The 26,139-nt window shown below is 64.6% G+C and carries 26 protein-coding genes and 1 tRNA gene; 9 read left to right on the forward strand and 18 right to left on the reverse strand.

What is annotated here, in order from left to right:
- Positions 1-47 precede the first annotated feature (47 nt).
- A complete protein-coding gene (locus AABA84_RS04455; protein WP_338311501.1) occupies positions 48-365 on the forward strand; it encodes a histone in 318 nt (105 codons plus the stop codon).
- A 61-nt stretch (positions 366-426) separates the two neighbouring features.
- On the opposite strand, the gene AABA84_RS04460 is transcribed toward AABA84_RS04455, so the two are convergent.
- From AABA84_RS04460 to AABA84_RS04470, 3 genes are all read right to left on the reverse strand, one after another.
- A complete protein-coding gene (locus AABA84_RS04460) occupies positions 427-1,173 on the reverse strand; it encodes a hypothetical protein (protein ID WP_338311502.1) in 747 nt (248 codons plus the stop codon).
- Positions 1,174-1,270: 97 nt separating this feature from the next.
- The gene (locus AABA84_RS04465; protein WP_338311503.1) at positions 1,271-2,143 is read right to left on the reverse strand and encodes a DMT family transporter; all 873 of its coding nucleotides are present in this window, start codon (positions 2,141-2,143) and stop codon (positions 1,271-1,273) included.
- A 97-nt stretch (positions 2,144-2,240) separates the two neighbouring features.
- Entirely contained in the window at positions 2,241-2,687 is a 447-nt protein-coding gene (locus AABA84_RS04470) for a hypothetical protein (protein WP_063195042.1), read from the reverse strand.
- A 293-nt stretch (positions 2,688-2,980) separates the two neighbouring features.
- Here AABA84_RS04470 and AABA84_RS04475 point away from each other — a divergent pair, with 293 nt between their 5' ends.
- Complete coding sequence (locus AABA84_RS04475; RefSeq protein WP_212248955.1) at positions 2,981-3,244, forward strand: hypothetical protein; 264 nt, start codon at positions 2,981-2,983, stop codon at positions 3,242-3,244.
- A gap of 86 nt (positions 3,245-3,330) precedes the next feature.
- Here the strand turns inward: AABA84_RS04475 and AABA84_RS04480 are convergent, their stop codons facing one another.
- Entirely contained in the window at positions 3,331-3,792 is a 462-nt protein-coding gene (locus AABA84_RS04480; RefSeq protein ID WP_338311504.1) for a host attachment protein, read from the reverse strand.
- A gap of 310 nt (positions 3,793-4,102) precedes the next feature.
- On the opposite strand from AABA84_RS04480, the gene AABA84_RS04485 reads away from it, so the two are divergent.
- The 3 genes from AABA84_RS04485 to AABA84_RS04495 all read left to right on the forward strand — a co-directional run bounded on the left by AABA84_RS04485 (position 4,103) and on the right by AABA84_RS04495 (position 6,127).
- Complete coding sequence (locus AABA84_RS04485; protein WP_212248957.1) at positions 4,103-4,393, forward strand: hypothetical protein; 291 nt, start codon at positions 4,103-4,105, stop codon at positions 4,391-4,393.
- 452 nt (positions 4,394-4,845) lie between these two features.
- Positions 4,846-5,811 (forward strand): AraC family transcriptional regulator, encoded by a 966-nt coding sequence (locus AABA84_RS04490; RefSeq protein ID WP_338311505.1) that lies wholly within the window; start codon positions 4,846-4,848, stop codon positions 5,809-5,811.
- Between the two features lie 163 nt (positions 5,812-5,974).
- Complete coding sequence (locus tag AABA84_RS04495; protein ID WP_166469028.1) at positions 5,975-6,127, forward strand: hypothetical protein; 153 nt, start codon at positions 5,975-5,977, stop codon at positions 6,125-6,127.
- 81 nt (positions 6,128-6,208) lie between these two features.
- Here AABA84_RS04495 and AABA84_RS04500 read toward each other — a convergent pair.
- The 3 genes from AABA84_RS04500 to AABA84_RS04510 all read right to left on the reverse strand — a co-directional run bounded on the left by AABA84_RS04500 (position 6,209) and on the right by AABA84_RS04510 (position 7,657).
- Positions 6,209-6,285, reverse strand: a tRNA-Arg gene (locus AABA84_RS04500).
- A 159-nt stretch (positions 6,286-6,444) separates the two neighbouring features.
- Complete coding sequence (locus tag AABA84_RS04505) at positions 6,445-6,912, reverse strand: hypothetical protein (protein ID WP_212248959.1); 468 nt, start codon at positions 6,910-6,912, stop codon at positions 6,445-6,447.
- A 160-nt stretch (positions 6,913-7,072) separates the two neighbouring features.
- Entirely contained in the window at positions 7,073-7,657 is a 585-nt protein-coding gene (locus tag AABA84_RS04510; protein ID WP_338311506.1) for a hypothetical protein, read from the reverse strand.
- A gap of 208 nt (positions 7,658-7,865) precedes the next feature.
- Here AABA84_RS04510 and AABA84_RS04515 point away from each other — a divergent pair, with 208 nt between their 5' ends.
- Entirely contained in the window at positions 7,866-8,249 is a 384-nt protein-coding gene (locus AABA84_RS04515) for a VOC family protein (RefSeq protein WP_338311507.1), read from the forward strand.
- 48 nt (positions 8,250-8,297) lie between these two features.
- Here the strand turns inward: AABA84_RS04515 and AABA84_RS04520 are convergent, their stop codons facing one another.
- Positions 8,298-8,795: a hypothetical protein gene (locus AABA84_RS04520; RefSeq protein ID WP_338311508.1), complete on the reverse strand. Its 498-nt coding sequence runs from the start codon at positions 8,793-8,795 to the stop codon at positions 8,298-8,300.
- 259 nt (positions 8,796-9,054) lie between these two features.
- Here AABA84_RS04520 and AABA84_RS04525 point away from each other — a divergent pair, with 259 nt between their 5' ends.
- A complete protein-coding gene (locus tag AABA84_RS04525) occupies positions 9,055-9,408 on the forward strand; it encodes a GrlR family regulatory protein (protein ID WP_212249165.1) in 354 nt (117 codons plus the stop codon).
- A 9-nt stretch (positions 9,409-9,417) separates the two neighbouring features.
- Here the strand turns inward: AABA84_RS04525 and AABA84_RS04530 are convergent, their stop codons facing one another.
- From AABA84_RS04530 to AABA84_RS04570, 9 genes are all read right to left on the reverse strand, one after another.
- Entirely contained in the window at positions 9,418-12,105 is a 2,688-nt protein-coding gene (locus tag AABA84_RS04530; RefSeq protein ID WP_212248962.1) for a PAS domain S-box protein, read from the reverse strand.
- Between the two features lie 120 nt (positions 12,106-12,225).
- Entirely contained in the window at positions 12,226-13,140 is a 915-nt protein-coding gene (locus tag AABA84_RS04535) for a DMT family transporter (protein WP_212248963.1), read from the reverse strand.
- An 80-nt stretch (positions 13,141-13,220) separates the two neighbouring features.
- Positions 13,221-14,036, reverse strand: coding sequence for an NUDIX hydrolase (locus AABA84_RS04540; protein ID WP_338311509.1), 816 nt, complete (start codon positions 14,034-14,036; stop codon positions 13,221-13,223).
- 4 nt (positions 14,037-14,040) lie between these two features.
- Positions 14,041-14,994: a dihydrodipicolinate synthase family protein gene (locus tag AABA84_RS04545; protein WP_338311510.1), complete on the reverse strand. Its 954-nt coding sequence runs from the start codon at positions 14,992-14,994 to the stop codon at positions 14,041-14,043.
- Between the two features lie 123 nt (positions 14,995-15,117).
- Positions 15,118-15,996, reverse strand: coding sequence for an SDR family oxidoreductase (locus AABA84_RS04550; protein ID WP_038950419.1), 879 nt, complete (start codon positions 15,994-15,996; stop codon positions 15,118-15,120).
- Positions 15,997-16,159: 163 nt separating this feature from the next.
- Complete coding sequence (locus AABA84_RS04555; RefSeq protein WP_212248966.1) at positions 16,160-17,020, reverse strand: MaoC family dehydratase; 861 nt, start codon at positions 17,018-17,020, stop codon at positions 16,160-16,162.
- Between the two features lie 254 nt (positions 17,021-17,274).
- Positions 17,275-17,664 carry a Zn-ribbon domain-containing OB-fold protein gene (locus AABA84_RS04560; protein ID WP_028154920.1) on the reverse strand — a complete coding sequence of 130 codons (390 nt, stop codon included), beginning with the start codon at positions 17,662-17,664 and terminating at the stop codon, positions 17,275-17,277.
- On the reverse strand, positions 17,664-18,821 hold the full coding sequence (locus tag AABA84_RS04565; RefSeq protein ID WP_212248967.1) for a thiolase domain-containing protein: 1,158 nt from the start codon (positions 18,819-18,821) through the stop codon (positions 17,664-17,666). The genes AABA84_RS04560 and AABA84_RS04565 overlap by 1 nt, the downstream gene beginning before the upstream one ends.
- Before the next feature lie 912 nt (positions 18,822-19,733).
- Entirely contained in the window at positions 19,734-23,225 is a 3,492-nt protein-coding gene (locus tag AABA84_RS04570) for an indolepyruvate ferredoxin oxidoreductase family protein (RefSeq protein ID WP_338311511.1), read from the reverse strand.
- Between the two features lie 284 nt (positions 23,226-23,509).
- On the opposite strand from AABA84_RS04570, the gene AABA84_RS04575 reads away from it, so the two are divergent.
- Positions 23,510-24,733, forward strand: coding sequence for a c-type cytochrome (locus AABA84_RS04575; RefSeq protein ID WP_338311512.1), 1,224 nt, complete (start codon positions 23,510-23,512; stop codon positions 24,731-24,733).
- 149 nt (positions 24,734-24,882) lie between these two features.
- On the opposite strand, the gene AABA84_RS04580 is transcribed toward AABA84_RS04575, so the two are convergent.
- Positions 24,883-25,527, reverse strand: coding sequence for a trimeric intracellular cation channel family protein (locus tag AABA84_RS04580; RefSeq protein ID WP_338311513.1), 645 nt, complete (start codon positions 25,525-25,527; stop codon positions 24,883-24,885).
- 175 nt (positions 25,528-25,702) lie between these two features.
- On the opposite strand from AABA84_RS04580, the gene AABA84_RS04585 reads away from it, so the two are divergent.
- Positions 25,703-26,095, forward strand: coding sequence for a hypothetical protein (locus AABA84_RS04585; protein ID WP_028140977.1), 393 nt, complete (start codon positions 25,703-25,705; stop codon positions 26,093-26,095).
- Positions 26,096-26,139 lie beyond the last annotated feature (44 nt).

Consider the following 26,139-nt stretch of genomic DNA (forward strand, 5'->3'; position numbering starts at 1 on the left):
TCGAAACCCGCTATCGTCATCGCTCCAATCAAACCGCGGGGGACGATATGGACGACGATAAGCCGATTACCGAACAGGCGATGGAGACGATCACCACAGCCGTGGAAGCGACCAAGGACGCGGCGGTCATCGCCGTCAAGAAGGTCAGGAAAGCCGCCAAGAAGGTCGCGAAGAAAGTAGCGCCGAAGAAGGCTTCCAAGAAGAAGGCCAAGAAAGCCTCGAAGAAGAGTTCGAAGAAGGCTGCAAAGAAGTCGTCGAAGAAAGCGGCCAAGAAAGCGACCAAGAAAACTGCAAAGAAGTCCGCGAAGAAGACCGCCAAGAAAGCCACAAAGTCGAAAAAGAAGGCTCGGAAGGCCAAGCGCTGATCGCAACATTCAAAGAGGTCTCCGGGTGCGGGCGCGCCCGGAGACAGCTTCCCGGGATACCCTACCCTCGCGGCTTGGATGCGCGCCGGCCCGGGTGATGCTCTCCCTTCGGATCACGGAATTCGCTGCGATGACCGCGGCGGTCCTCGGCCTTGAAGCGCCGCCGCTTTTCCAGTGAGCCGAACTGCTTGATCAGCCGCCTGCCGTTGACCTTCTTGATGACGTAGCCACCCTCGGTCATCGAGAACGGCGCCTTGAGCGATCCCATATGGTCGAACTTGGTGCCGCGGGGATGCTTGAAGGGCTCGAACCAGGACGGATAGACGAAGTTCGACATCGGGAAGCCGTTGACGAGGAAAGAGTCCTCCTCCACGGCGTCGCAGACCTCGTAGGCATATTGGGTGTGGCGGGTCCTGTCGGCCCACAGATTGGCCATGGGGTCCAGCACCATCTCGAACAGCTCGTGCGATGCCGCCAGGCTGACGGGATCGTCCTCACCCAGCGTCTTCAGGAATATCTTCGAGATCGGCTGTCCCCGATGCGTCAGCTCGTGCCGTCCGAGGAAGTTCTTGTGGCTGGCGTCGTCGAAATAGACGAGCTGCCAGTCCGTCGGCTTCGGCTTGCGGGTGACGTCGAGATCGACCGGGTAGCCCCAGACGGGGAGGAAATGCTCGTCGTAGCATTTCTGGAGCGCGGCCGTGAGCTTGGCCATCATCCGGTCGCTCATCATCTCCTCCGCGTAGTTGATGCAGGCAATCCGGACCGGCTTCAACGATCTGCCGAGCAGCGCGCGCCTCGCCTTCTTCATGGAAATCACCGCTCTGAAGGTGAAACTGAAATTCGTTCAGCCTAACACGAACGTGCCGCGCACGTCAGGGATGTATTCGACGCCCCGCTCCATCCGCCTAGAAGCGCCGGTTGACGACGAACACCGCGGCCGCGCACATCCCCATGCCGGCAATCGCCAGCGCGTCGAGCTTCTCTCCGAACAGCAGATAAGCCATCAGCGCGGTCACGGCAGGCACCAGATAGAACAGGCTCGCGACCGAGGTCGCCGCAGCGTGGCGGATCAGCCAGTACAACAGCCCGATCGATCCGATCGAGAGCGCCACCGCGAGCCAGCCGAGCGCGAGTACGAACTCCCGCGTCCAGTGCACCACGCGGTCTTCGAACAGGAAGGCCCCGATCGCGAAGAAGATGGTGACGGACACATATTGCACGAGATTGCCGGCGCGCCAGTCGATCTGGTTGCAGTAGCGGCGCTGATAGAGCGTGCCGAGCGTGATGCTGATCAGCGAGACCACGGAGGCAAGCCAGCCGAGCCCGGCTTCACCCGTCATGGGACGGTTGTGCAGGATCATCACCACGCCGCCGAGGCCGAGCACGAGCCCGGCCCATTGCACCGGCGTCACCTTCTCGCCGAGCCAGCGGTTGGCAATCGTCGAGGTCAGGATCGGCTGCAGGCCCGGGATCAGCGCGGAGAGCCCGGCCGGGATCGAATGCGCGATCGCGATCGCGGTGCCGCCGAGATAGAAACCGTGGACCAGAATGCCGGCGACGGCGCTATGCGCGATGCCGGTGCGATCGGGCCATTTCGGCCGCGCGATCGCCGCGATCATCGCCATCAGGCCGACCACGATCGCCATGCGGATGGCGAGGTAGGTCAAGGGATCGGCATTGTCGACGACGTATTTGGTGCCGATGAATCCGGTGCTCCAGAGCAGGACGAACAGGATCGGCGCGGCGCGGGCGGGAAAGGATTCTTGATTATGGTTCATTGCCGCCCTCATTGCCCCACCGGGGGCTATGCGGCAATGCGAATTTGGTGCGGCCGATGCTGCGCTGCGACGGACGATGGCGGCTCAGCTCAGCCGCTCACCATTCTTCCGGACAGGGGTCGATGATCTTCCAGAGCTCGACACCGTTCTTGATCTTCTTCATGTCGGTGGTGAGCCCGCCATTGCGGCGGATCCAGTCCTTCACCGTATCCGGGTAGTAGGACATCAGGTCGGACGTCCCCTCGGAGCTGGTGACCTTGATGCCGAAGGTGAAGGCCTTGTCGTAGTAGGCCTGGTGGAAGCCGAGGCTGGCGCGGGGCGTCACGCAGATCTTGTTCATCGGCACGATGCCGAGCACCAGCGTGCAGGCCGAGTTGCAGATGCCGTCGATGATGACGCGCTCGCCCTTCTCGCGGACCCGCTTGTACTTGGTCTTGTATTCCTCGACATAGCCGCCGTGGTCGCGGGTGATATGCAGCTCGGCCCGCGCCGGCGTGGCGGCGGCGAGGCAGAGCAACAGCAGGCTCAGAAGCGTGATGCGCATGGCGGCGTGACGGCGAAAGCCTTCAGGAATGGACCGGCCTCGAAGGGAGCCCCAAAAGGCCGGCGACAGGATTCTTAACCGAATACTCTTTGGTCATACTTGTGTGGGGAATTCGTTAAGCATCCCGAAAAGGCCAAAAATGGGCAGCCTTCGACCACATGTCCGGCAATTCTGTCACACCCACCCGGGAATCTGCGGGATTGGCCCGGATTTCCGGGCGCCGGACGGGTGCCCTGGAGGTGCGAAGTGGCTATAGATGGCTGACCACTTCGCGCGGGTTCCGGAGAATCGAGATGAGCAAGTTGACGCTTGTAGCCGCGGTTGCTGCCCTGTCGGCCGCAATCCTAGCCCCTGGCCTCGCGGAGGCGCGGGGACATCACCGGCACCACCGCCATTACGCCAATCCGCTGCCCTACCCGATCAGCTATCTGCACAATTACGGCCCCGGCTTCACCCCCGGCACCTTCGCCTTTTATGACGGCCCGTCGACCAACCATTGCTACCAGAGCGCGGCCGCCTATGTCGGCCAGGACCGCCGCCGACACCCCTGCTACTGAGGGGCGCTACGCGTCCCCGGAGCGCTACGCGTCCCCGGGGCGCTACCGCGTCCCCGGGGGTGCTGGCGCGGCCTCTGCGGGCGCCTCTATTTGGCGGCGCCCGACAGCAGCAATTGCTTCTCGATCTCGTAGACCGGCAGCTTGACGAGGTCCTTGCCGACCTCGCCCCGCAGCGCCTTGCGCATGACGTCCGAATAATCGGCGCGGATCATCCCGAGCGCGCGCGGCGAGGCGACCATGGTCAGGGCCGCAGTCTCGCCCGAGGTGACGGCAGCATCGAGCCGGCCGGCGAGGCTGCGCAGGAAGGCGCGCTCGGCCTCATCGTGCCAATCGGTCTGCTCGGCCGAGCTGCGCACGCCGCCGGCAGCGGCATGCAGGCGGCCCGGCGCGTCGCTCCCTTGCGCGCTGGTCGAGGGATTGGGCTGCTCGTGCACCTCCCTGGTGTGAAGGTTCGGAAACATCTCGTCGCCGAGGTTTTCCAGAATGAGCGCCTTGCGCCCATCGCACACGACCAACCAGTCACCCTTGTCTAGTCTCATCTTGTCCATTGCACAGCTCCAAGCAACCTGTGAGCTTGCCCTTCGAATTCGTCGAAGGACTGGCCACGCAACAAGACTACGAACGAAGCCCCGACGGCGGATTGCGCAGGATCAAGAACGGTATCGATGTCCAGCGAGGCCATCGCTGCGCAGGCGCAGCATTGGTCACTCGCGCGAACCTAGGCTAGTCTGGCGAGGTTGAGGTCAGGCCTGCGGGGGACCGGCTGAAGATTTGTTCATCAGCATTACATTTCGGTTCCGCCACAATTTGATCAGAACAAGTTCGATATCCTGGATCGCGTAAGCGGAGGAAGACATCATGAATCTCAAGATCGGCCTCGTCGCCGCAGCCCTGTTCGGTGCCATGTTTGGTGCTTTGGCGACATCGCCGGCGGCGTCTGCCATGCCCATCGCGCCCGCGCCTGCGACGCCGCAGGCGTCCGGCGTCGAGCAGGTCCGCATGGTCTGCGACGCCTGGGGGCGCTGCTTTTGGCGTCCGAACTACTATGGGTATTACGCGCCGCGGCCGTATTACGGCCCCCGCTATTATGGGCCGCGCTATTACGGTTACGGTCCACGCTATTATGGCCCACGCTATCGCCGCTGGTGACATCTGAAGGGGCCCTCGGGGCCCCTTCGCTTTTGCGAAATCATTGCTTGCGCGGTCATCGCCGGCCTGGAGCCATTCCAAAACTGATCTGGATCAAGGATGAAATCGGCCCGCACCGTCATTCTACGGTGATGGCGGATTTGATCGTTTTTCGATGCCCTCAGACGGGCATGAACGTACAGACGGATCTCGAGAAGCAGCTGAGACAGGAGAGACGGAGCTTTGCATCCTTCCCCTGTCCCGCCTGCACGCGGCTGCATTTCATCGACCTCGCCTCCGGCCAACCGATGAGCCGGGAACGTTGACGGTCACATCGATCTGGACGGACGTCATGGCATGATGTCCGCAATACTACGGCCTGAAATTCGGTTTACTGAAACGCGATGTTTCGCCATTGATGGCGGTGTATCGACGTTCATTTGATTGTCACATTTCAGCAGCCGGCCAGCCCCATGTTGTTCGACGCCCTCGCTCCGTCCTCCGCCCTTCAACTGATCGGCTTCGCCGACGTCGATGCGTTTTGGCCGATCGAGACGATGGAGGACGCCAGGAGCATCCCGCTCGACATCCCGAACTTCGCCGCGGCCCGTGCCGTCGTCTCCCTGCCGGCGTGCCGCATCATCATGATGAGATCATTCGCGCGCATCCTCGACACCGCCTATCGGATGCCGGGCGGGATGGTGATCCTGTCCATGACCGACGACCTCCAGGTCAACTTCAAGGGCCTGGATCTCGACGCGCGCTTCTTCGTGACGCTCCGCGGCAACGATGAATGTCATTTCGTCGAGCCTCAGACCAATCATCATGCAATGATCATCTTCTCCCCCGAGCTGAGAGACCGGGGCTGGTTCGATCACGCCGACGATTTGCGGGCTCATGTCGCGAACCGGCCCGCCCTGCTCCACACGCGGCAACTCCTGCTCGACATCCTGCGAACCGCCTCAATGCAGCCGCTCCTGTTCGAGACCACCGAGGCGGCGGCCCATCTGCAGGAGGGCCTGCTGCTCGCACTGGACGATCTGTTTCGGATCGATTCGATGTCGGATCGGAGCGCCTCGGTCCAGGGCGAGCGTTCGATCAAGCTCGTGCAGCGGATCGACGATTACGTCGCAGCCCATCCGACCGTGCCGATCTATACCGCCGATCTCGCCGGTGAGTTCGGCGTCTCGATCCGGACGCTCGGCGGCGCGGTCAGCAAGGTGCGCGGCATGAGCCTGCACCAGTACATTCGCCTCAAGCGGCTGTGGGCGACCCGCGCCCGCCTGCTCAAGGGCGGCGGCGCCACCGTCGCCACGTGTGCGCGCGCGCAGGGCTTCCATCATCTCGGTGAATTTGCCGCAGCCTACCGCGCGACGTTCCACGAGGCGCCGTCCGACACGCTGGCACGGGGCCGGCACGGCGGTGTCTCGTCCGGCTGACGGACGCCCTGCGCACCCCAGCAGCCAGGGGAACCGGTTCCGTCAAACTGCGTTACCCCGTCAGAGTAGTTCGCCGCTAGCCAGACCGGGGGCGAGCTGAAGCACCCCGCACGACGACGCGCGGGGTTTTTCTCGCCGTAGACGCAGTGGTGCAGGGGAAAGAATGTCTATCAACCGTAATGTGCTGTTTCTGATTATTGGCGCTCTGGTCGTCACCGCGGGCGTACTTGGCTACAATCTCTACCAGGAAAAGAAGCAGCCGGACGGACTGCAAATCAACGTCGGACCGAACGGGCTGAAGATCCAGGGCAAATAGACGTCGCTACACGTTAGCTCAAGTCCAGGCCATGAAGTCTCCAGTGTCGAGCTCCATGGTCCGCATCAGCATCAAAGGTAATGGCGCGCTCGGAGAGATTCGAACTCCCGACCCTCGGAATCGAAATCCGATGCTCTATCCAGCTGAGCTACGAGCGCCCTGGCCCGGGGGTACCGGGCCACAAACCGAGACTTGCCGGACCGGCGGCTGACGAGCCAGCGCACCGGACGGCGGTTCGGGATGGGTTCGAATTAGCAGAGAGGCCGACCAATAAAAAGCCCTCCCCGCCTCGTTTCGAGACGGATCGAAGGCTGCTGTCACCAGGTCGTGTTGAAGAGCCCGAAATGGGGCTGCTGGGCAACCAGCATGATCGGTCGTCCCTGCTGCGGCGCCGGATGCGCCCTGGCGACCTTGCGCTTGGGCTGAACCGGAGGCTTGGCGGCGGTATCGGCCTTCGCACCCGGCGTGAACTGGGCGAAGGTCTCGCGCACCCGCGCCTTGGCCGACAGCTCGGCCAATGCCGCCGACTGGGCCTCCTGCACCGGCGGCTGGGGAGCCACAACAGCGGCGGTCTTCACCGCGGGCGCAGCAATCGTCGGCTGGCTGGTGTCGAGGACGACGCGCTCAGGCAGGTGCCGATCCGACCGGATTCGGATCAGGGGCTGATCATTGCTCGCGGTCGCAACGGCTCGCGCCACGGGCGCCGCCGGATAAACGAAATTTGCCGCGAACAGCAGTGTGAGCAAAGCTCCACCGACAAAGAGGAAATACCGAAAGATGGGCATGGGCCGCGCTCCGCCCCCCGCATCCCCGCGTGGGCTCTCCGCCTCAACAGGCGATCTGTTAATTTGTTCCTGGCCCAGCCGTTCGGTTCAAATGGCGATGCGAGGTTTTTTCGCCAAGGACCAAGGAGGGTAACTTTTCCGCTACCGGAACATGCCGCCGTTAAGCACGATGTGCTGCAACCAGCGAGCATTTCGCCTGATCGGCATTCACGTTGACGAAGCCGATCGGGATATGCGCGAAGGTCTTGCGGCTCTTCATGCTGACCGGATCCGCCAGCACGCGGCTGCGGTCGGTGAGGTGACTGCCGTCGCGCCGCGCAAAGGCGCAGACGATCTCGATATCCTTTACGGCATAGTCATTGTCATTTCGCAGCGTGAACGTCACCAGGGCTCTCGAGCCAAGGCCGCCGCGGCGCCAGGTCTGCGATGAAATCCGCAAGCGACCGAGTTCTGCCACGGCGGGTGACTTGGCCAGTGCCTGGGCTTCCGAGACCGGCGACACCGTTGCGGCCGCATCGCCCGAAGGAGCCGGCTCGACGGCCGCCAGCTCCGCCTTCACCGCCTCAGCACTCTTTCCCTTGGACAGCGGCAGCAGCATCCAGACGCCGCAGCCGACAATGATGGCCGCCAGCAGCCACAGAAGGCTGCGGCCAAATGAGACGCTCGCGATTGTCACGGCCCGCGCCAGTCGTTCGCCGGTCCCGGCGAAGCGCCCCAATCCGATCCGGTCGAGCCTGGCGTTCATGGTTGCATCACCGATCGCGGCCGAAGCACATTCACTGACGGACTCGCAATGACGGACTCGCAACGACGGATTCCGCCACTGCTTACCTTAATCCGGAAGACGAACTAAGGTTCCCGCGCAGTTGCGAATCGGCAAGGACGGTGGCGATCACCGCTTGCGGCCGCTAACATGCGCTGCAACATCGCGAAGGCCCGTTGGGAGAATTGAAATGCCAATCGTCACTTGGGATCACGTCCATCTGCGCAGCCCCGATCCGGAGGCCACGGCGGCCTGGCTGCGGGACATCCTCGGTGGCGAGATCGTGCATGCGCCGGGACGGATCGACGTGAACCTTGGCGGCGCCAGGATCTTCATCGCGCCGCTCGAGGGCGACAACGCCGTCAACCCGCCGCCTCCGCACCCGCATCAGGGCCTCGACCATTTTGGCCTGACGGTGAAGGACATCGATGCCGTTGCGGCCGAGATCAAGGCCAAGGGTGTCACCTTCACGCGCGAGCCGACGACCATCCGGCCCGGCGTGCGCATCTGCTTCATCCGCGGCCCCGAAGGCATCTCCATCGAGCTGCTCGAGCGCGACAAGAAATATACCTGATCCGGCGCAAGCCGCATCATCACACCAGACGACACGCCGCCGGCACGGCTAAGTCATGCTGCCGGGCATGAAGCAGCGGATGCTGACGCCCATATAGCCGTAGATCGGCCATACCATGGTGCGCCCCACCCGGTTGGGCTCGGAGATCACGGCCTCCTCGGGGACGTCGACCCAGACGAGTTCCTGCGGCTGCCCTTCGAGCCTGGAGCCATAGCGCGGGAGGCGGACACGATAGTGCCCGTCCTTGCTGTCCCAGTCGGTATCCGAGAGCGCCGAACCGTCAGCATCGGAGCAGCACGGCCCCTTGCCGCTGCGCAGGCCGTCGAACCAGGCTTTCAAATCCGCATTGGTGTTGACGAACTGGCCGCGGTCGCGCGCGTGCCCGAAGGGGGCTGCGAGCGCAACCAAGACCAGGGCACCTGCCAGTCTTGCCGCGCTTCGCCAGTATGTTGCGCCGCCGGAACACCATCGTTCGCTTTTGCAATTCGTAGGACGCACACTGTACAGACGCGGCTCATCGCCGCCGGAATCGATCCAGTTGCTCATCGTCTTGCTCCAGCACCCCGCGGCCAGTGCAACAATTGTTATGCATTTCGCGGGCCAATCTTGATTCGTAGGCGATCGGCCTCGCCCTATCATCAGACCGTCATGACGGCGTCACGCACAAGCCGGGACAACTACGGCTTGCGGCGGCAACCTCCCATGGCCGGCCGGCAAACTGCCGCGTTGCGCGAGGCGATACGCTTTGGCATAAAAGCCGGACCGGTTACGCCGTTGGGCGATGGCGGCCGGCCTGCGGGACGTTATGAAGAACGGCCTCTATTCGATTCACGTGAACCTGCTCGATGGCCGGGTCGGCAAGGGCAGTGGCGTGATTCTTTTTCACGACGGCAAGATTCTTGGCGGCGATGCCTACCTCTATTACACCGGCAGCTACGTGGTGAAGGACAACAACACCTTCAAAGGCGAAGTGCTGGTGCAACGACACACCTCGCCGCGGGGCGACGACAATCCGCTGTTCGGCGGCCCTGCCCCCGTCGGCATCGGCCTCAGCGGCACCTTCACGGACACACGCGCGGAGATGACGGGCACGGCTCTCGTCGGCAAGGCCAGCCAGATTTTTGGCGCGACGCTGCACAAGCTCGCCGACATCGACTAAACGCACGAGCTACTCGGCAGCCTGCTCCAGCGGCGCCGTGCGCGGCAGGATGATCTGGATGCGAGTGCCGCTGCCCGGTTCGGAATCGAGATCGAGCCGCCCGCCGAGCCGGTTGGTGACGATGCTGTAGACGATGTGCAATCCAAGACCCGTGCCGCCCTGGTCGCGCCGCGTCGTGAAGAACGGATCGAAGGCGCGCCGGCGGACGTCGAGCGACATGCCGCAGCCATTGTCGGAGAAGATGATCTCGACATTGTCCTTGCCGGACTCGCGCACCTGGATGTCGATGGTCCCCGGCCGCCCGTCCGGGAAGGCGTGCGCCACCGAATTGAGAAACAGATTGGTCAGCACCTGGCCGTATGGGCCGGGATAGCTGTTCATGGTCAGATCCGGCTGGCACTCGACATTGAGCGTCAGGTTGTGCTTGCGCAGGCCCGGCCTCAGGCTCATCACCACCTGCTCGGTGAGATCGCCGAGATCGAAGCTGCGCTGGTCCGAATAGTTGCGGTCGGCGGCGACCTGCTTGAACGACTGGATCAGCTCGGCGGCGCGGTTGAGATTGGAGACGAGCTGCGAGGATGCGTCGCGGCTGGTGTTGAGGAAGTCGTTGAGCGTGGAGCGGCGCAGCTCCCCGCGCTCGACCTCGGAGGTGAACATCGCCGTCTTGCGCTCCAGCGCGGAGGCGACCGTGAGGCTGATGCCGACGGGATTGTTGACCTCGTGGGCAACGCCGGCAACGAGGCGCCCGAGCGCGGCGAGCTTCTCGGCCTCGATCAGCGAGGCCTGGGTCTCGCGCAGATTGCGCAGCGCGGTCTCGGCGGACTCCTTGGCCTTGCGCATCTCCTGCTCGCCGCGCTTGCGTTCGCCGATGTCGAGCGCGACGGTGACGATCCGCTCGATCTCGCCCTCGGCATCGAGCAGCGGCAGCTTGTTGACCAGCCATTGCCGCATGTTGCCGGAGCTATCCTTGTACTCCTCCTCATAGAAGCCGAGCCCCTTGCGGATGCTGAGCACGCGCTTGTCGTTCTCGTCGGTCTTGGCCGCGCCGTAGCGCGACATCAGGTCCGCCGTGGTGCGGCCGAGCGCGTCGCCGGGTTCGATGCCGAAGATGCCGGCCATGTAGCGGTTCATCAGCACATAGCGCAGGTCGCGGTCCTTGACGTTGATCACCGCGGGCACGGTGTCGATGACCTGCTGGAGCAGGCGCCGGCCTTCGGCGATGGCGTCTTCCGCCCGCTTCTGGTCGGTGATGTCGCGCAGCGTGCCCTCATAGCGGACGATGTTGCCCTGCTCGTCGCGCACGCCGGTGGCGCTGTCCGAGAGCCACAGGATGTCGCCGCTGCGCTGGCGCACCTGGTACTCGAACTCGCGCACCATGCCGTCGCGCGCCATCAGCCGCTGGTATTCGACGCGTGCCTCGGGATGGACGTAGATGGTGTGGGCGATGTCGTTGATGCTGTCGATGAGGTGCTGCGGGCTGTCATAGCCCATCATCCGCGCCAGCGCCGGATTGGCGTTGAGCAGATCGCCGGCCGGCGTCGTGACGTAGATGCCGTCGACCGAGCCCTCGAACAGCTTTCGGTAGCTCTCTTCGGCGAGGCGCTGTTCGGTAAGCGCGCGCACCGCCGCCTCGCGCGCCGTGTCGGCTTCCTCCAGCGCGCGTCGGAACACTTCGGCTGCACGGGCGATGTCGCCGATCTCGTTGTCGAGGTCGGCCGACGGGATCGAGGTGTCCTTCCGGCCCGCCGCAAGCGCGCGGATCGAGCGGGCGATCTGGGCGAGCGGGCGCACCGTCCTGCGCACCACGAACAACGCCGCGGCGATACCGATCAGAACGCCGATGGTGCCGAGCACGATGCTCTGCCATCGCGCTTCCGTCAGCGTCCGGGCGAAATCGCGCGACAGCACATGGCCGCGCCGGTCGCTGACTTCACGCAGCAATTCGGTGACGCGACCGATCAGCCGGCCCTCGGTTCCCAGCACCTCGCGGTCGATGTCGGCGATCTGCCGCTCGCGAACGGCCACGGCCATGATGGCCTCGGCATAGTCGTTCACCGCCGATCTCAGCCTGGCATCGACAATGTTCAGGGCCCGCATATTCTGCGCCGCCTGCTCCGCCGCGGACGGGTTGCGCGCAAGCAGCCCGAGCGCGATCCGGCTCTGCGCCTCCGACAGTCGCGAGGCCAGCTCACGGTCGGCGGTGCCGGAGACAGCCACATCGAACTGGTCGCGCAGCGGCGGCAGGCCGGCGAGCAGCTGGGCGCGGCGATCGATCAGGGTCGATATCCGCTCGAGGCCGTTGCGATAAGTCGCAAGCCGCTCGGTGACCCCGTCGATCATGTCCTGCTGCTCGGGCGCGAGCTCGATGCGGGTCTTCTTCAGGATGTCGCTGAGCGTCGAGGCCGCCTCGCCCACCTGCTTGAACTGGATGCCGGCGCCGGGATCGGTGACGAAGTCGCGCGCGGCAAGCCGCAACTCGTTCATGCGGCGATCGATGTCCTCGGCGAGGTCGCCGACGCTCTGGAGCCGCTGCAGCTCGGCGAAGGTGGTGTCGATGTGCCGGATCGCGATCACGCTCGCGGTCGACGTGACGATGATCACCGCCAGCACCAACAGGAAGCTGCCGAAAGTGAGCTGGCCGATGGAGAGCGAGAATGTTCGCTTTTTCTCAGGGGTCGGCGTCAATTCGGCGGACATTGGGCTTTGAGGACCGGGATATTGGAGGCCCAATATACGACGTATTGCGGCCCCGGGGAAACATGCCGCGGGCCGCCGATTATCCTTAATATTGTGGGCCTCGGAGCCCCCTTCCCCGAACTATGACGGTTTGACGCTTGCCTGCCGCCGGGCCGGGATCGTCATGGCGGCGACGCCGAGGACGACGCAGGCAAGCCCGATCCAGGCGGTCCGGCTCAGGCTCTCGCCGAGGAAGGCGACGCTGATGGCAACGCCAATGGGCACCCGCAGATAGGCCTGCGCGGTGGTGCCGACCGAGCCCAGGGTCTGGATCAGGCGGAAATAGATCGCAAACGCCGCGGCCGTCGAGAACACCGCGAGCGCGAGCAGCGCCAGCAGCGAACTCGGCGAAGGCGACAGCGTCCAGGGCTGCTCGACCACCAGCGAGGCCGGGATCAGGACCGCCGCCCCCGCCAGCAGCGAGCCGGCCGCGGGCGCCATGGGATCGAGGCCCTTGAAGCTGCGGCCGAAGATCGCGGCGCAGGCGTAGCAGATGGTGGCGGCGACGATGGCCGCCTCCGCGACGAGACCGCTGCCCATGTCATGGAAGGCATCGACGCCGACGATCAGCAGGATGCCGGCCATGCCGGCGACCACGCCGAACAGCTTGCGCGATGTCGTCGCCTCGTGGCGGGTCACGACAGCCGTGAGCAGGAAGGTGAAGATCGGGCCGGCCGAGTTGAGGATGGTGGCGAGCGCTGCATCGACGTGGCGCTCGCCCCAGGCGATCAGCGTCCAGGGGATGACGCTGTTGAGCACGGCCTGGAAGGCGAAGCGCTGCCAGGTCGCTGCGTCCGTGGGCATCCTGATGCCGCGCAGCCACATGACGGCCAGCAGCAGGAGGCCCGCAATCGCGGTTCGCGCCGCGATCAAGGTGATCGGGGGAATGGTGGCGACGCCGAGCTTGATGAAGGTGTAGGAGCCGCCCCAGAGCGTTGCGAGCGCGACCAGGAGCGCCAGCTCGCCGGCGATGTTGGTGTCCTGCCGGCTGTCCATTTCGCACGCTCCGTCCCGTTGTCAGAGACGGAACCTAGCGCGTCTACGGTCGCAGATAGTTCGTTGCGTGTCGAAGTGTATTAGCCCACCGCGCCGACCTCGAACACCTCGCCGTCATAGCCGGCCTCGCGGGGAATGCGGAGCTGGCGGCCGGTTTCGGTCTTGGTCATCACGGGCATCACCGTGACAATCGACATGCCGCGGGCATGGTCCAGCGCGGCGCCCACGCTGCCCTGCTTGGCGAGGCGGATCAGATTGCGCGTGGTCGGGAACGGCAATTTGAAGCGGCCGCTCTCGCCGCCCTCCACCGCCTCGCGCGGCGAGATCCAGATCGAATCGGTCGACTCCCGGCCATCATGGGCGCCGAGCTGATCGGGCGGCGCGGCGGCGAGGAAGAACCAGGTGTCGAAGCGCTTCGGCATGCCCTCCGGCGTGATCCAGTGCGCGTAAGGCACCAGCGTGTCGAGCGCGAGCTGAAGGTCGTTGTCGACCAGGATGCTCAGGAAGCTGACCTTGTGCTCGTTGAGCGCGACGCGGTGCTTGTCGGCGATCTCGCCAGCACGCCTGGCATCGACAGGCGCACCCGTCCCCTTCGCCCGCGCCAACAGGATGCCGCTCTCCTCGAAGGTCTCGCGGATCGCGGCGATGCGAAAACCACGATCCGCCTCGCTGAGGCCCTCACCGCCCGAATACAGGTCGGAGCGCGCGACGATCTCGTTGTCGCCGGCATCGACGCTGCCACCGGGAAACACCAGCGCGCCCGAGTTGAACTCGATCTGATGATGGCGGACCATCATGAAGACTTCGATTTCGTCGCGGCTCTTGCCGTCGACCGTGGGGCCGTCGCGCAGCAGGAGGATCGTCGAGGCCGGGCGTGATGCTGATGTCTCGGCCATGCGACTAACCCGCGGCGCTGGATTGCGGGCCGAGATTGGCGCGCTTGTCGACGCGGGCGACGCGCGACAGCAGGTACTCGACCTCCGCTTTCGCCGTCGCCGTGATGGTCGCGCCGGGCTTGCGCTGGGCGCTGGAGGCGATGATGCCGCGCTTCTGCAGCACGTATTTGCGGATGGTCAGGCCGACGCCGGGCTGCTGCTCGTAGCGGATCAGCGGCAGATGCGCGTCGAACAGATCATGCGCGGCATCGCGCTTGCCGGCCTTGGAGAGGTTCACGACGTCGATCAGAAGCTCCGGGAAGGCGTAACCGGTCATGGCGCCGTCGGCGCCGCGCTCCATCTCGAAGTCCAGGAACGTGCCGCCATTGCCGCAGAGAATCGAGAGCGGACGGAGCGAGCCGTCCTTCTGGAAGCCGCGCAGCGTCGTGATCTTCTCCAGCCCCGGCCAGTCCTCATGCTTGAGCATCACGCAGTTCGGATTGTCCATGACGATCTTGCGGATCACGGCCGGTGTAAACACCACCGTGAGCGTCAGCGGATAGTCCTGGAGCACCCAGGGCACATCAGGCCCGATGGCTTCCGCCGCCTGCTTGAAATAGCCGACGATCTGGTCGTCGGTGCGAAGCGAGGGCGGCGGCGCGATCATCACGCCGGCTGCGCCCGCGTCCATCGAGGCCCTGGCCAGCGAGCGCATGGTGGCAAAGCCCGGCGCGGAGACGCCGACGATCACCTGCATCTTCCTGGCGCGTTTGACGAAGCGCACCGCGACCTGCTCGGCCTCGGTGGCGTCCAGCTTCGGCGCCTCACCAAGGATGCCCAGCACCGTGACGCCGTCGCACCCGACCTCCTCGTAGAAATCGGTCAGGCGGTCGATCGAGCGCTCGTCGATCCGGCCGTCGTCGTGGAACGGCGTCGGCGCGATTGCGAAAGTGCCCTTGGCGTCGGCGGTGAGTTTCATCTAGTCCTCGTCTCTCTCTATTGTCATTCCGGGGCGCGACGCAGTCGCGAGCCCGGAATCCATAACCACGATCCGGAGTATGGATCCCGGGCTCACGCTTCGCGTGCCCCGGCATGACGGCTCCTAAAACCGCCGCGCGCCCATCTTGATCTGCTCCTCGGAGAAGAAGATCTCCTTGGCATGATCGGCGATGTCCTGGGCCTTCCAGCCCGTGTGCGGCGGTTTCCAGCCTTCCATTTCCATCATCCGCATCTCGCGCACGCCGCGGGGCCCGGACACGCCCAGCACCTTGCCAGTCTGGTCGCCCGACAAGTCGCTGACCATGTATAGCACGGCCGGCGCGATGCCGTCCGGCCCCAGCGCCGCCGAGGGGTTCTCCTTATAGCGGGGCAGGTCTGCGGTCATGCGGGTCAGGGCGCCCGGGGCCAGCGTCCAGATCCGGATGTTGTACTTGCGGCCCTCGATCGCCAGCACGTTGGACAGGCCCCAGATGCCGCCCTTGGCCGCACCGTAATTGGTCTGGCCGAAATTGCCGATCAGCCCCGAGGTCGAGGAGGTGTTGACGATGACGCCGCCGCCGTTTTCCCGCATCCAGCGAAACACCGGCATGGTGCAACAAAAGGTGCCCTTCAGGTGCACCTTGATGACCTTGTCCCAGTCGGACTCGGAGGCCTTGGCAAAGGTCTGGTCGCGCAAAATGCCGGCATTGTTGACCAGGATGTCGGCGCGGCCAAAGTGCTTGATGGCGTCGTCGAACACCGACTGGCCGCCCTCCATGGTGGAGATGTCGGCGCCGTTGGCGACCGCCTTGCCGCCCTCGGCCGTGATTGCGTCCACCACGAGCTGCGCCATCGACTTGTCGGCGCCGGAGCCGTCGCGGGGCCCGCCGAGATCGTTGACGACGACCGAGGCCCCTTCCCGCGCGAACAGCTTCGCATAGGCCTCACCCAGCCCGCCGCCAGCGCCGGTGATCAGCGCGACCTTGCCATCGAGTAGTCCCATGGTGGCTTCTCCCTGTTTTTATTGTTTCGTGTCCCGGACGCGATGCAGCGTGAAACGCTGCGTCGCAGAGCCGGGACCCAGTTCTTTGCTGCGGCCTCTGGGCCCCGGCTCTGCAGCGCACCGCTGAAGGAGCGCCGCGCTGCGTCCGGGGCACGAGACTGGCCTAACCCAGCACCGTCTTGCCGTTCTTGATCACCGTCACCCCGCGCGACTTCACCTTGGCTTCGAACGAGATCGTGTTGCCGTCTTTCCAGAGGTCCATGGTCACGGTCTCGCCGGGATAGACCGGCGAGGAGAACCGCGCGACGTGCTGGCGGAAGGCGCTGGCGTCGTAGTCGGCATAGGTCTGCAGCACGCCGCGGCAGGTGATGCCGTAGGTGCACATGCCGTGCAGGATCGGGCGCGGGAAGCCGGCCTTCTTGGCGAACTCGGGATCACTGTGCAACGGGTTGCGGTCGCCGCAGAGGCGATAGACCAGCGCCTGATCCGGGCGCGTGATGATGTCGATGGTCTTGTCGGGCGCGCGCGAGGGGATCTTGTGCGGATCGGGCTGGGTCAGGCTCGGCCCGCCGAAGCCGCCGTCGCCGCGGGCAAAGCGCGAAGCAACGAGTGTCGCGAGCTTCTCGCCCTTCTCGTTCTTGAGCACCGTCTGGTGGGCGATGACGACGCCCTTGTCCTTGCCCTTGTCGTAGACCTCGACGACGGAGGAGTCCGCGGTGATGTGCGCAGCCACCGGCAGCGGCTGGTGGAAGGTGATGTCGCGCTCACCGTCGACCACCATGACGCGGTTGAGGTTCATCTCGCCGGGGCCCGCGCCCCACGCGGCGACGGACGCAAACGTCGGTACCACCTTCAGCGGTCTCGGCGTCAGCGTGCCCTCGTTGACGAAAGCGAGCTCCTTCTCGTCCATGGGATCGGCGCCGAGCCCGATGCCGTAGGCATAGAGCATCACCTCGCGGTCGGTGTAGGCGTATTTCTGGCCGAGGTTTTTCAGGCCTTTGAGTTCTTCGTATCTGGCGGACATCTTGTTTGTTTCCTCTCCGGACTCTTATGCGCCGCTGCCAGTCGAAGTGCTCTCTCCCCTTGCGGGAGAGGGCTGCGAGAGCCGTGCGGCAAACTCGTTTGGGTGAGGGGTTGCTTCCGCAGCGAGCAATCTCTCTGTGGAGAGAAACCCTTCATCCGGCGCCAAAGCCGAAGCTCCGCTTCGGCGTCTTTTAAGAACGGCCGCCAGAGGCGGCCTATGCCACCTTCCCCCGCAAGGGGGAAGGAAGAAAGCAATCAGGCCGGCGTGAAGAACGGCAGCGGTGCGCCGTCGGTGGGCTTGAACACCACTTTCACCTTCTGGCCGATCTTGAGCTTCTCGAGATCGCAGTCGACGAAGTTGGTCTGCACCGACGGCCCCTCCTTCAGCGTGACATAGCCGATGGCGTAAGGACCGGTCGGCGACTTCCGCATCAGGCTCCAGGTGTAGATCGTGCCCTCGCCCGAAGCCTCTTCCCACACCGTCTTGTCGGAGTAGCAGAACGGGCAGATCGAACGCGGGAAGTAATGCGCTTCGCCGCACGCCGTGCAGCGCTTGATCATGAACTTGCCCTGTTTGGCCGCGTCCCAGAACGCGGCGGTCTCGGGGTTCGTCACCGGGGCCGGATACTTTTTCGCTTCGCTCATCACACGCGCTCCAGAATGGCCGTCGACGCGGCATGGCGAACACCCAGGAGGCCGCCGGTGCCGTGGGCGATGGCGAGATCGCAATTCCTGACCTGCACCTTCGGATGCGCCTCGCCGCGCAGCTGCCGGACGGCCTCGATGATCTTGGTCATGCCGCCGCGGTTGACGGGATGGTTGCTGCAGAGGCCGCCGCCATCGGTGTTGAACGGCAGCTTGCCGACGCCCGAGATCAGATTGCCGTCGGCGACGAACTTGCCGCCCTCGCCTTTCTTGCAGAACCCGAGGTCCTCGAGCTGCATCAGCACCGTGATGGTGAAGCTGTCATAGATCGAGGCGTATTTGATGTCCTTCGGCGTGATGCCTGCTTCCTCGAACGCACGCGGGCCTGACCAGATGCCGGCGGAGTAAGTGAGATCGAGATCCTTGCCGCCGCGCGGGCCCTTCATGGCCTCGCCATGGCCGATCAGCTTGACCAGCGGCTTCTTCAAGCTCTTCGCAATCTCGGGCGTCGTCACGATCAGCGCGCCGCCGCCGTCGGAGACGACGCAGCAATCCATGCGGTGAAGCGGATCGGAAATCATCGGCGAGTTCAAGACGTCCTCGACGGTGACGACGTCCTTGAGCATCGCATGCGGATTGTATTGCGCGTGATGGGAGGCTGCGACCTTGATCCAGGCGAGCTGCTCGCTCGTGGTGCCATAGTCGTGCATATGGCGCATGGCACACATGCCATAGGCATTGTGCGTGGTCGCACCATAAGCGGTTTCGAAATCGACCTCGGCGCCGGCCGCACGCGGCGGCATCGCGCCGGTGCGCGGCTTGCCGGCCAGCGTGATCAGCGCGATCGAGCACTTGCCCGCCGCGATCGCTTCAGCGGCATGGCCGAGATGGATGATGTAGGAACAGCCGCCGGTCTCGGTGGAATCAACGTGGCGAAGCTTCTTGGTGTTGAGCCCGAGATAATCGACCATCGGCCAGGCGCCGCCCGGAGCATCGCCCGCGCAGAAATAGCCGTCGACGTCGTCCTTGCTGATCCCGGCATCCTCGATCGCGCCCTTGGCGACCTCAGCGTGAAGCTGGGCGGTGGATTTGTCCGGCGCATGCCGGGTCGGGTGCTCATAGATCCCGGCAATGTAGGCTTTGCCCTTGATGGTCAAAACAGAGGTCTCCGCTCGCGTTTCTTATTGCCCCGTTTTTCTGAACCGCGGTGGCCCTGTTGGCAAGCGCGGAAATATTCCGTCGCGCGAGAGGGTAGCGGGTGGGCGCAAGTGGGGTGATCTTTCGCGTCCCGGACGCGCTGCAGCGTGCAACGCTGCTGCGCAGAGCCGGGACACATGCCACACCGCACTCGTCGCGGGATGGGCCCCGGCTCTGCAGCGCACGCTGAAGAAGCGCTGCGCTGCGTCCGGGGCAAGAGACCTGCACTGCAGACACAATTCCGCATCCTCGCGGCGCGTTCGCCCGAGCTTTGCGTCCGTCTTGCCTCCCTCGAAAAACAGAGGGCGCAGGGAAGACCGGGTGCCGGCCGGGCACCCACGGTCCACTGTGCGAAGATTGCGCTACAAGAGGCTGCACAGCGGCATACAGGTGAAGCCGAACATCCGGCCTTCCCTGCGCAGTAGCTTTACGGCTTATGTCGCGCTCTCCCCGGGGAGCGATGCACTATTGCCCCCGTCGCCTTGCAATTGCTCGCAAGACTTGACGCCAGCCTGCGGGCGTCAGGACCACACGATTTTGCCGTACGCGAGACCGCGCCCGTCGTGCACGAGACATTGCCTCGTGCGACGCAGCCCGCGTCCACCGCCACCCACCCCGCGTTTCGTGACGATCGCGATACGCCCCTTTGAGAGGGATGGGATGGCGGGGTGATACGACAATTCCGAATTTCGGTAAAGCGGAATGTTTTTATGCCGGCGGATTGACCCACGGAATGGGTGTTTTGCCCGGCGCCGACGCAACGGATGGTGTCGTAGGGTGGGCAAAGCGAAAGCGTGCCCACGTCTTTTGCGCAATCATGGAGAGGTCGTGGGCACGGCGCGTTGCGCCTTTGCCCACCCTACGAGACCTCCCTACTCCGCCGCGATCTGCCGCGGCGCGGGCGGCGGGCTCGCGAGGTCCGCCGCGAGCTGGGCGTAGCGCACCTTCGCATCCGCCACCGCCTTCTCCTTCACCGGGCCGTAGCCGCGGATGCGATCGGGCAGCGAGAGCAACTCCACGGCGGTATCGATCGTGACCGGCGACAAGAGACCAAGCACGGTCGTGACGTCCTTCTCGTAGCCGGCGATCAAATCGCGCTCGAGCTTGCGGTCGGCGCTGCGGCCGAAGATGTCGAGCGCCGTGCCGCGCAGGAATTTGAGCTTCGCGAGCACGCCGAAGACGTTGAGCATCCACGGGCCGAAGGCGCGCTTCTTCGGACGTCCCAGCGCGTCGAGGCCGCCGCCGAGGATCGGCGGCGCCAGGTTGAAGCTGAACTTGAAGTCGCCTTCGAACTGATCGCGGAGCTGCTGCGCGAAGGCGCCGTCGGTATAGAGGCGCGCGACTTCATACTCGTCCTTGTAGGCCAGCAGCTTGGCGTAGTTCACCGCGACCGCGCGCGGCAACGCATCGCCATAGCCGCCCTTCGCCGCGGCATCGCGCACCTGGTCGACCAGCTTGCGGTAGCGCTTGGCGAGACGGCTGTTCTGATAGGCAGTGAGGTGCTTGGCGCGGTGCTCGATGACTTCATCCAGCGTCATCGCTTCCAGGGTCTTCGGCGCAACGACTTCATCGGTGCCCTTCAGCATGTCGGCAAGACGCGTGGGGTCGGCGACCGCAAGGCGGCCGAGGCGGAAGGCTTCCTTGTTCATCTTGATCGAGACGCCGTTGACCTCGATGGCCTGCTCGATCGATTCCGCCGACAGCGGGAACAGGCCCTTCTGATAGGCATAGCCCATCATCATCATGTTGGTGGCGATGGCATCGCCGAGCAGCTGCTCGGCCGGCTTGGTGAAATCGAAGAAGACGGAGTCCTTGTGCAGCGCCGTTTCCAAGAGCTCGTTCAGCTTGCGGGTCTGGAAGTTAAAGTCGCGGTTGAGGACGAAATCGGCGGTCGGAATGACGTGGCTGTTGATGATGCCGCGGGTCCGGGTGGAGTCGCAGAGCGAGATCGTGTCCTTGGCGACCGCGACCACCTCATCGGCGGCGAGCACGAGGTCAGCCGTGCCGGTGACGATGCGCGAACAGGTCACCTCGGCCGGATGATCCGACAGGCGGACGTGGCTGAGCACCGCGCCACCTTTTTGCGCGAGGCCCGACATGTCGAGGATCATCGAGGCCTTGCCCTCGATATGGGCGGCCATGCCGAGCAGCGCGCCGATGGTGAGCACGCCGGTGCCGCCGACACCGCCGACCGCGATGTTATAGGGCTTGTCGAGTGTCGGCCGCGACGCCGGCTCCGGCAGCTCGCCGATATCGGCAAGCTCGCTAGGTGCGCGGTGGCGCGGCTTGCCGCCGTCGACGGTGACGAAGGACGGACAGAAACCCTTGAGGCAGGAATAGTCCTTGTTGCAGGACGACTGGTTGATGGCGCGCTTGCGGCCGAACTCGGTCTCCAGCGGCTCGACGGAGATGCAGTTCGACTGCACCGAGCAATCGCCGCAGCCTTCGCAGACGGCCGGATTGATCATGACGCGGCGCGCCGGATCCTCCATCAGGCCGCGCTTGCGGCGGCGGCGCTTTTCGGCGGCGCAGGTCTGCACGAACACGATCGCCGAGGTGCCCTTGTACTCGCGGCACATCTTCATGACGTTGTCGAGTTCGTCGCGGTGATACTTCTTCACGCCGGGCGCGATGGTGTCGGCGGGATAGGTGTCGGGCGCCTCCGAGACCAGATAGATCTCGCGGATGCCCTCGGCGTGGAGCTGGAAGGTGATCTGCTGCGGCGAGAGGTCCCCGTCATGGCGCTGGCCGCCGGTCATGGCCACCGCATCGTTGTAGAGGATCTTGTAGGTGATGTTGGTCTTGGACGCCACCGCCTGACGGATGGCGAGCAGGCCGGAGTGGAAATAGGTGCCGTCGCCGAGGTTGGCGAAGATGTGGTTCTCGTTGGTGAAGGGCGCGATGCCGACCCACGGCACGCCCTCGCCGCCCATATGCGTAAAGGTCTCGGTCGAGCGGTCCATCCACAGCGCCATGAAGTGGCAGCCGATGCCGGCCAGCGCGCGGCTGCCTTCGGGAACTTTCGTCGAAGTGTTGTGGGGGCAGCCGGAGCAGAAATACGGAGTGCGGGAGACGGGGGCGACCGCCTGCATCTGGCTCGCCTGGCGGCCGTTGAACCAGTCGGCCTTGGCGCGGAGCATCGAAGCGATCTCGGGGTTGAGATCGAGCTTGAGAAGTCGCTCGGTGAGCGAGGTCGCAAGCGAGGCGACGCTGAGCTCGGCAGCGAAGGTCAGGAAGCGCTTGTCGTGCTCGTCCATCTTGCCGACGATGCGCGGGCGCACGTCGTCACGCCAGTTGAACAGCACCTGCTTGACCTGGTTCTCGACGATCTCGCGCCGCTCCTCGACGATGAAGATCTCCTCCAGGCCGACGGCGAATTCATGCACGCCTTCCGGCTCCAGCGGCCACGGCATGCCGATCTTGTAGAGGCGAAGGCCGATCTTGGCGGCGACCTCTTCGGTGATCCCGAGCTCGCGCAGCGCCTGACGGACATCCTCGTAGCTCTTGCCCGACGCCATGATGCCGAAGCGGGCGTTCGGCGAATCCATGGTGACGCGGTTGACCCTGTTAGCGCGCGCAAAGGCGATCGCGGCAAAGCCCTTGTAGTCCTGCAGGCGGCGGTCCTGCTCGAAGCGGTCGTCGGGCCAGCGCAGATTGAGTCCGCCTTGCGGCATCTCGAAATCGGCGGGGATGATGAAGGGCTTCATCTCGTCGGTGAGGTCGATCTCGGCAGTGGTCTCCACCGTCTCCGTGATCACCTTCATGCCGACCCAGCAGCCCGAATAGCGCGACATGGCGATGCCGAGCAGACCCATCTCGATCATCTCGTGGATGCTCGAGGGATAGAGATACGGCATCAAGGCCGACATGAAGGCGTGGTCGGATTGATGCGGGACGGTCGACGATTTTGCGCCATGGTCGTCGCCGGCAAGGCACAGCACGCCGCCGTTCTTGGCCGAGCCCGCGGCATTGCCATGGCGGAACACGTCGCCGCAGCGATCGACGCCGGGGCCCTTGCCATACCAGATGCCGACCACGCCGTCATATTTGGCGCCGGGCGAGAGGTTGAGCTGCTGCGAGCCCCAGACCGCGGTGGCCGCGAGATCCTCGTTCACGCCGGGCTGGAACTTGATGTTGTACTGCTCGAGATGCTTGCGGGCGGCAAACAGCTGCTGGTCGTAGCCGCCGAGCGGCGAGCCGCGATAGCCGGAGATGAAGCCCGCGGTGTTGAGGCCGCTGGCACGGTCGCGCCGGATCTGGGCCATGGGCAGGCGGACCAGGGCCTGGATGCCCGTGGTGAAGACATGCCCGGTTTCCTGGGTATATTTTTGATCGAGACTGATCGGACCCTGGTTGATGCCCATGCCGTCCTCTTTTTGCGCCCTGTTCAGGTCTTGCTGACTTAAGCCGTTGCCTTCCCGTTGTTTTTAGCTAGGGCGCGCCGACCAGTTTCGCCACTCTATGTCGGATATTTCAGGATCCGCATCACAAATCTGGACCAAAGGGAGCGCCGGGTAAAAATCGCAACTTCGTGGCCTGAAACACGCTGGGCATTTTCAATTTGTGTCACCATACCCCCACTGTGGCGAAACGAACTGATGCCCCTGTCGTGCCGGATGCGGGCGATTGGTCGCAGGAGAGACTTTCGATGCGGACGATTCTGGCTGGCTTGGCTCTTGCCGGTTTGGCGTTGTGCAGTGCGGTTGCAAGCGCAGCCCGCGCCGCCGAGCCGTCGCCGGAGCTGATCGCCTACGGCAAGACGCTGGTCGAGGCCGGCGACTGCGCGGGCTGCCACACCGCCGATCCGGCAAAACCATTCGCGGGTGGCAAGCGCATCGATACGCCCTTCGGCGCCATCTATGCGCCGAACCTGACCCCGGACCGCGACACCGGGATTGGCGCCTGGCTGGATGCCGATTTCACCCGCGCATTGCGCACCGGCGTCGCGCCCGACGGCTCGAACTACTATCCGGCGTTCCCCTATCCCTACTTCACGAAAATGACGAAGGACGACACGCTGGCGATCCGCGCCTATCTCGGCACGCTCGCGCCCATCGTCAGCCGCAACAAGCCGCCGGAACTGCGCTGGCCGTTCGGCTATCGCGGCCTGATGCGGGTCTGGAACGCGATGTATTTCAAGCCCGGCCTGTTCGAGCCGGACCAGAGCAAGAGCGCGGCCTGGAACAGAGGTGGCTATCTCGTCACCGGGCTCGGTCATTGCGGCGCCTGCCACACGCCGAAGAATTATTTCGGCGCCGACAGGGACGCGCAAGCCCTGTCCGGCAACGAGGTCGGTGGCTGGTTTGCCCCGCGCCTCGATGGCGCTTCCCGCACGGGGCTGAAGTCGTGGAGCGCGGCCGACATTGCCGAATATCTGCAGAGCGGGCGCAACGCCAGGAGCCATGCCGGCGGGTTGATGGCGGAGGTCGTCGTCGACTCGACCTCGAAGATGAGCGATGCCGATGTGCGTGCGATCGCGGTGTACCTGAAAGGCCTGCCGCCGACGCGGCGTGAGACGATCGTGACGCCGCCTGATGATGCCGAGATGAAGGCGGGCCAGGCGGTCTACACAAAGCTCTGCATCGCCTGCCATGAAGCCGACGGCTCCGGAGCCCCACGGATCTATCCGCCGCTGCCGGGCAATGCGCTGCTGCAATCGATCAATCCGTCCTCGACTTTGCGCATCATTCTCGACGGCGCCCACACCGTGACCACCGCGCGCGCGCCCAACACCGGCGAGATGCCGCCCTACGCCAAGCAGCTGTCCAATGAGGAGATCGCGGCGGTGACGAACTACATCCGCAACGCCTGGGGCAACGCCGCGCCACTGGTGACGCCGTCGCAGGTGGCGAAGGCCAGGAAGCAGGAGTAGCTCCATCCCCCGTCATTGCAAGCGCAGCGAAGCGATCCAGAGTCCCTCCGCGGAAAGATCCTGGATTGCTTCCGCCTTCGCCCAAGGCTTCGGCGGACAAGTCGCCACGCTCGCAATGACGATGTGGATGGGGTGAGGTCACGTAACCTCTACCTGTCCTCATCCCCGGTGAACACGAATTTCGGCATCTCCCATTTGTAGCGCACCGCCAGCAGGCGGAAGCTGATGCCGAACACGAAGGTCAGGATGGTCCAGAGCTCGGCGTTGACATGGAGGCCGAAGGCGGTGGCGTAGAACAATCCCGTCACCACCGAGACGCTGGCGTAGAGTTCGGATCGGAACAGCAGCGGCACGTCGTTGCAGAGCACGTCGCGCAACACGCCGCCGGCGCAGCCGGTCACCATGCCCGAGACGATCACGATCGGCAGCGAAGCATCCATCTGCCAGGCGACGTCGCAGCCGGCCATGGTGAAGACGACGAGCCCGATGGCGTCGAGCACGAGGAAGGCGACCTTCAGCCGGTGCACGAGGCGCGCGAACAGAATGGTGAGGAAGGCCGCACCACCGGCCAGCGCCAGATAGATCGGATTGGCGACCCAAACCAACGGATAGTGCCCGAGGAAGAGATCGCGCAACGTGCCGCCGCCAAGCGCGGTGATGCAGCCGAGGAAGCACACACCTAACCAGTCCATGCTGCGGCGTCCGGCAGCAAGTGCAGCCGTCATGCCCTGGGCGGCTATCGCAACCAGGGACAGGAAATGCAGCACGGTATCGCTTGGCGGCAAACTCCACATTGGCTTGTTCCCTCGCGCTTGTCCTCGTCGCAGCCATGGAACTCGCGTCAGTTCCCGAATGAACAGGTTCCCGATTCCCGGTGGCGGGGCAACATGCGACGAAAGCATAAGGAGGCGCGGAACAGAATCTCGCATCCACGGGTTGTCCGGGCGTCATAACCGAGGAGATCAATCGATGGCTGACGACCGTTTTCCCAACGATCCGTACCGCCCGAACCTCGCCGACGATGAGTATCTTCGCGCGGCGCGCCGGGATGGCGACCTTCAGGCCGATCCCGAGCTTGGCGAAGGCCCCGCCTCCAGCGGCAAGGTTGCGTTATTCGCCGTTGCGATTGCACTGGTGCTGGGTGCCGTGTTCTACGGCCTGAACAATACGACCACTGGCAACCAGGCCAGCAACGCGCCGGCGACGCAGACCGCACAGCAGGCGCCTCCTGCCAATCCGGCTGCGCCTCCCGGTATGCGCGACGTGACGCCGCGCAACAACACCGAGCCGGGCGTAACGACGGGTGCGGCGCCGACCAAGCCGGCCCCGGACACCCAGAAGCCGTCTGACGGCGCGAAGTAACACTTCGCAATAGCGCGTGAAGCGGCGGGACTCAAAAAGTCCCG

Source organism: Bradyrhizobium sp. TM239 (assembly GCF_036247985.1).
Taxonomy (GTDB): domain Bacteria; phylum Pseudomonadota; class Alphaproteobacteria; order Rhizobiales; family Xanthobacteraceae; genus Bradyrhizobium; species Bradyrhizobium ottawaense.